A 3,727-nucleotide genomic window follows, 5' to 3' on the forward strand; every position below is an offset into this window, starting at 1 on the left:
GTATCTGCCCAGCCCGTCCCAGGGCGTCTGGCATCTCGGGCCGATCCCGGTCCGCGCGTACGCGCTGTGCATCCTGGCCGGCATCTTCACCGCCGTATGGCTCACCGGACGGCGGTGGGAGGCGAGGGGCGGGCGGCGTGAGGACATCGCGGACATCGCGATCTGGGCCGTACCGTTCGGCATCGCCGGCGGACGCCTGTACCACGTGATCACCGACCCGGAGCTGTACTTCACCGCCGGCAAGCAGCCCATCCGCGCCCTCTTCATCTGGGACGGCGGGCTGGGCATCCCGGGTGCGGTGGCGCTCGGCGCGGTCGGCGCGTGGCTGGGCTGCCGCCGCCGCGGCATCAAGCTGTCGGACTTCGCCGACGCGGTCGCGCCGGGGCTGGTGCTGGCGCAGGCGATCGGCCGCTGGGGCAACTACTTCAACCAGGAGCTGTACGGCCGCCCCACCCACCTGCCCTGGGCGCTGCGGATCGACTCCGCCCACCGCCCCGCCGACATGCCCACCGTCGGCCTCTACCACCCCACGTTCCTGTACGAGTCACTGTGGGACCTCGGCGTCATGGCGCTGCTGCTGTGGCTGGACCACCGTCACCATCGCCGGCTTCGCAGAGGGCGGCTGTTCGCCTGCTACGTGCTCGCCTACACCACCGGCCGGGCCTGGATCGAGGCCCTGCGCATCGACCACGCCAACCACTTCCTCGGCCTGCGCCTGAACGACTACGTCTCCCTCACCCTCTTCGCAGGCGCGCTCGTGTATCTGATCGCCAGCGGCCGCCCGCGCCCGGACGACGGCACCCCGTACCCTCCCGGCAAGGGCAAGGAAGAAGCACCGAAGCCGGTCGGCACCACCGATGTCCCCGCCCGGGAGCGGGCATGACGGCGGCTCCGGACACCGCCACGTCCCCGGCCCTCCCGGCCGCGGCTCCGGCACCCGGCGCCTCGGCCCGGACGAGGTACTCACGTCGACCGGCACCTCGGCCCCCCCCTGGCACGGGTGTGACTTTGCGCCAGGGTGGTTGCCGTCGCGGGCCGGACACCACATAGTCTTACAACTTGTAGAAGATCGTCAGGAGCGTCAGTCCGCCCCAGGTCAGGCCCCGTCCCCGCACCACGGCGGGCCGGTCGGCTTCCCGGCGGCGGGCGGGCCTGTGCCTGGCTGAGGAGTGACGAGTATGAGTGAGCACCGGCGTCGACCGTCGGGGAGGGCCGTGCCGTCCGACCGGGACGGCATACCGTACGGCGGCCGGGCCCAGACGCGCAGGGCCGCCCGGGCCGACAGCGGCCGAAGCCGCCGCGCGGCGGGCACGCGGCGCGCGGACACCGGCCGCTCCGGCCGGCGGGCGGCGGACCGGGGTACCGCGGGCACGGGCCGCGACGGCCGCCGCGGTCTCATCGACTACCCGCGGGCGGGCAAGCGGGGCCCGCGGCGCTGGCTGCCCTCGTGGAAGCTGGTGTCCGGTGCCTTCCTGCTGTTCTCCGGCAGCCTGCTGGGCCTGTTCGGGTACGCCTACGCCACCACGACGATCCCGAGCGTGAACCCCAGCACCCAGCAGCAGAGCAACACCTACTACTGGTCCGACGGCTCGGTGATGACGACCCAGGGGGCGACCGACCGGCAGAACGTCGACCTCGCCCAGGTGCCGAAACTGGTGCAGTGGGACTTCCTCGCCGCGGAGAACGCCACCTTCTACACCGACCCCGGCGTCGACACCCAGGGCATGCTGCGCGCCGTCTACCACATGGCCACGGGCGGTGAGGTGCAGTCCGGGTCCACCATCACCCAGCAGTTCGTGAAAAACACCTACCTCACCCAGAACCAGTCGGTCACCCGCAAGCTCAGGGAGATCATGATCTCCCTGAAGATCGGCGGCCAGCTGTCCAAGCAGCAGATCCTGCAGGGCTACCTCAACACCTGCTACTACGGCCGGGACGCCTACGGCATCGAGGCCGCGGCCCGCGCCTACTACGGCGAGCACGCCTCCCAGCTGACCGTCGGCCAGGGCGCGTTCATCGCCGCCGCGGTCAACGAGCCAAGCCTGCTGATGCACGCGGACACCGACCCGAAGGCCAAGGCCCAGGCCAAGGCGCGCTGGACGTACGTCCTGGACCGCATGGCCAAGATCCACAAGATCACCGATGCGCAGGAACAGCAGTACCTGGCCGCCGGTTTCCCCACACCCAGGCCCTACACCCCGTCGGCGGGAATGTCCGGGCAGACCGGATATCTCGTGGACGCCGCGCAGAAGTACGTCGAGGCGCACTCGTCGGTCACCGACCAGCAACTCGGCCATGGCGGCTACCAGATCTACACCACCTTCGACAAGAAGAAGGTGAACGCCCTGTCGGCGTCCGTCGCGGCGATGAGCAAGAAGCACCTCGACCCGAAGCACCGCTCGGCCGACAAGGACGTCCAGGTCGGCGCGGCATCGGTCGATCCGTCCACCGGCGCGCTCGTGGCCCTGTACGGCGGAGTCGGCTGGAACAAGGGCCACTGGACCGACAACGCCGATGCCACCGGCGTGCCGGTCGGCTCCACCTTCAAGCCCCTCGACCTGGCAGCCGCCCTTGACGACGGCGCCGTGCTCTCCCCGGGCCAGCCGGCCTCGCCGATCACCCCGGACTCGAAGTTCGACGGTGACGACGGCATCACCATCAAGAACCAGCAGGGCCAGGAGCTGCCGGACCCCAACGACCCCACGGGGCTCCTCCACCAGCGCAACGACGTCCCCACCAAATGGGGGTACATCACCCTGCGCAAGGCCATGGAGCAGTCGGTCAACACCCCCTACGTCCAGCTCGGCGAGTACGTCGGCTACAACAACGTGGAGAACGAGGCCCTCAAGGCGGGCCTGCTGCGCAAGAGCCTGCAGTACGACACCCCCGGCTTCTACATCGGCACCTCCACCCCCTCGGCCATCCGCATGGCCGACGCGTACGCCACCCTCGACGACGGGGGTGTCCAGCACGAGCCGTACTCGGTGACCAAGGTCATCGCCGACGGCGAGCCGCTGCCCGGCTTCGACAAGCCCAAGGGCACCACCGCCATGCCCGCCTCGACCGCCGACACCGTCACCGACGTCCTGCAGGACGTCGTGAAGAACGGCACGGGCACCCACGCCCAGGCCCTGGGCCGACCGGTGGCCGGCAAGACCGGCACCACCGACGACTACAAGTCCGCCTGGTTCATCGGCTACACCCCGCAGCTGGTCACGTCCGTCGCCATGTTCAAGGAGGACGCGAAGAACGCCGGCCTGCAGTCGATGCAGGGCGTCGGCGGCTACTCCAAGGTCTTCGGCGCCGACATGCCCACCGAGGTGTGGACCGGCTACATGACCGCCGCCCTCCAGGGACAGCCCGTCCGGCAGTTCCCGCCCGCGCCCCAGCTGGGCCAGGGCACCGACGAATACGGCGCCCCCTCCCCCACTCCCTCCGCCACCCTGAGCACGCCCTCGGCCACCCCGACCACAGCCGCGCCGCCCCCCACCACCGGAAAATGCCACGGCCGGAAGAAGAACTGCCCCGGCCCGGCCCCGACCGACACCGCCGGCACCACCACCGGCGGGACCGGTGGCGCGGGCGGCGGCCTGCTCGGTGGCACCACGGGCGGTGGCACCACGGGCGGTGGCACCTCACCCACGCCGACGGCCACAACCAGTCCCACCACCCCCGGCCGCCATCCGTAGCCGGGGTCACGCGGGGCGGCGCCCCGCCCCTGCGCAGA

The 3,727-nt window shown here is 71.2% G+C and carries 2 protein-coding genes; both read left to right on the forward strand.

All coding sequences use genetic code 11. The features are described from left to right. Positions 1-883: prolipoprotein diacylglyceryl transferase (lgt, locus tag LQ326_RS46865; protein WP_234545322.1), on the forward strand; the 883-nt coding region annotated here is incomplete at its 5' end. A gap of 295 nt (positions 884-1,178) precedes the next feature. Further along, on the forward strand, positions 1,179-3,689 hold the full coding sequence (locus LQ326_RS48175; RefSeq protein ID WP_268208454.1) for a transglycosylase domain-containing protein: 2,511 nt from the start codon (positions 1,179-1,181) through the stop codon (positions 3,687-3,689). Positions 3,690-3,727: the final 38 nt, after the last annotated feature.

Origin of the sequence: Streptomyces shenzhenensis, from assembly GCF_021462265.1 — a bacterium.
GTDB classification, from domain to species: domain Bacteria; phylum Actinomycetota; class Actinomycetes; order Streptomycetales; family Streptomycetaceae; genus Streptomyces; species Streptomyces shenzhenensis.

Coding starts and splice junctions, on each gene's coding strand:
- LQ326_RS48175 (WP_268208454.1), top strand. CDS start 1,179: ATGAGTGAGCACCGGCGTCGACCGTCGGGGAGGGCCGTGCCGTCCGAC.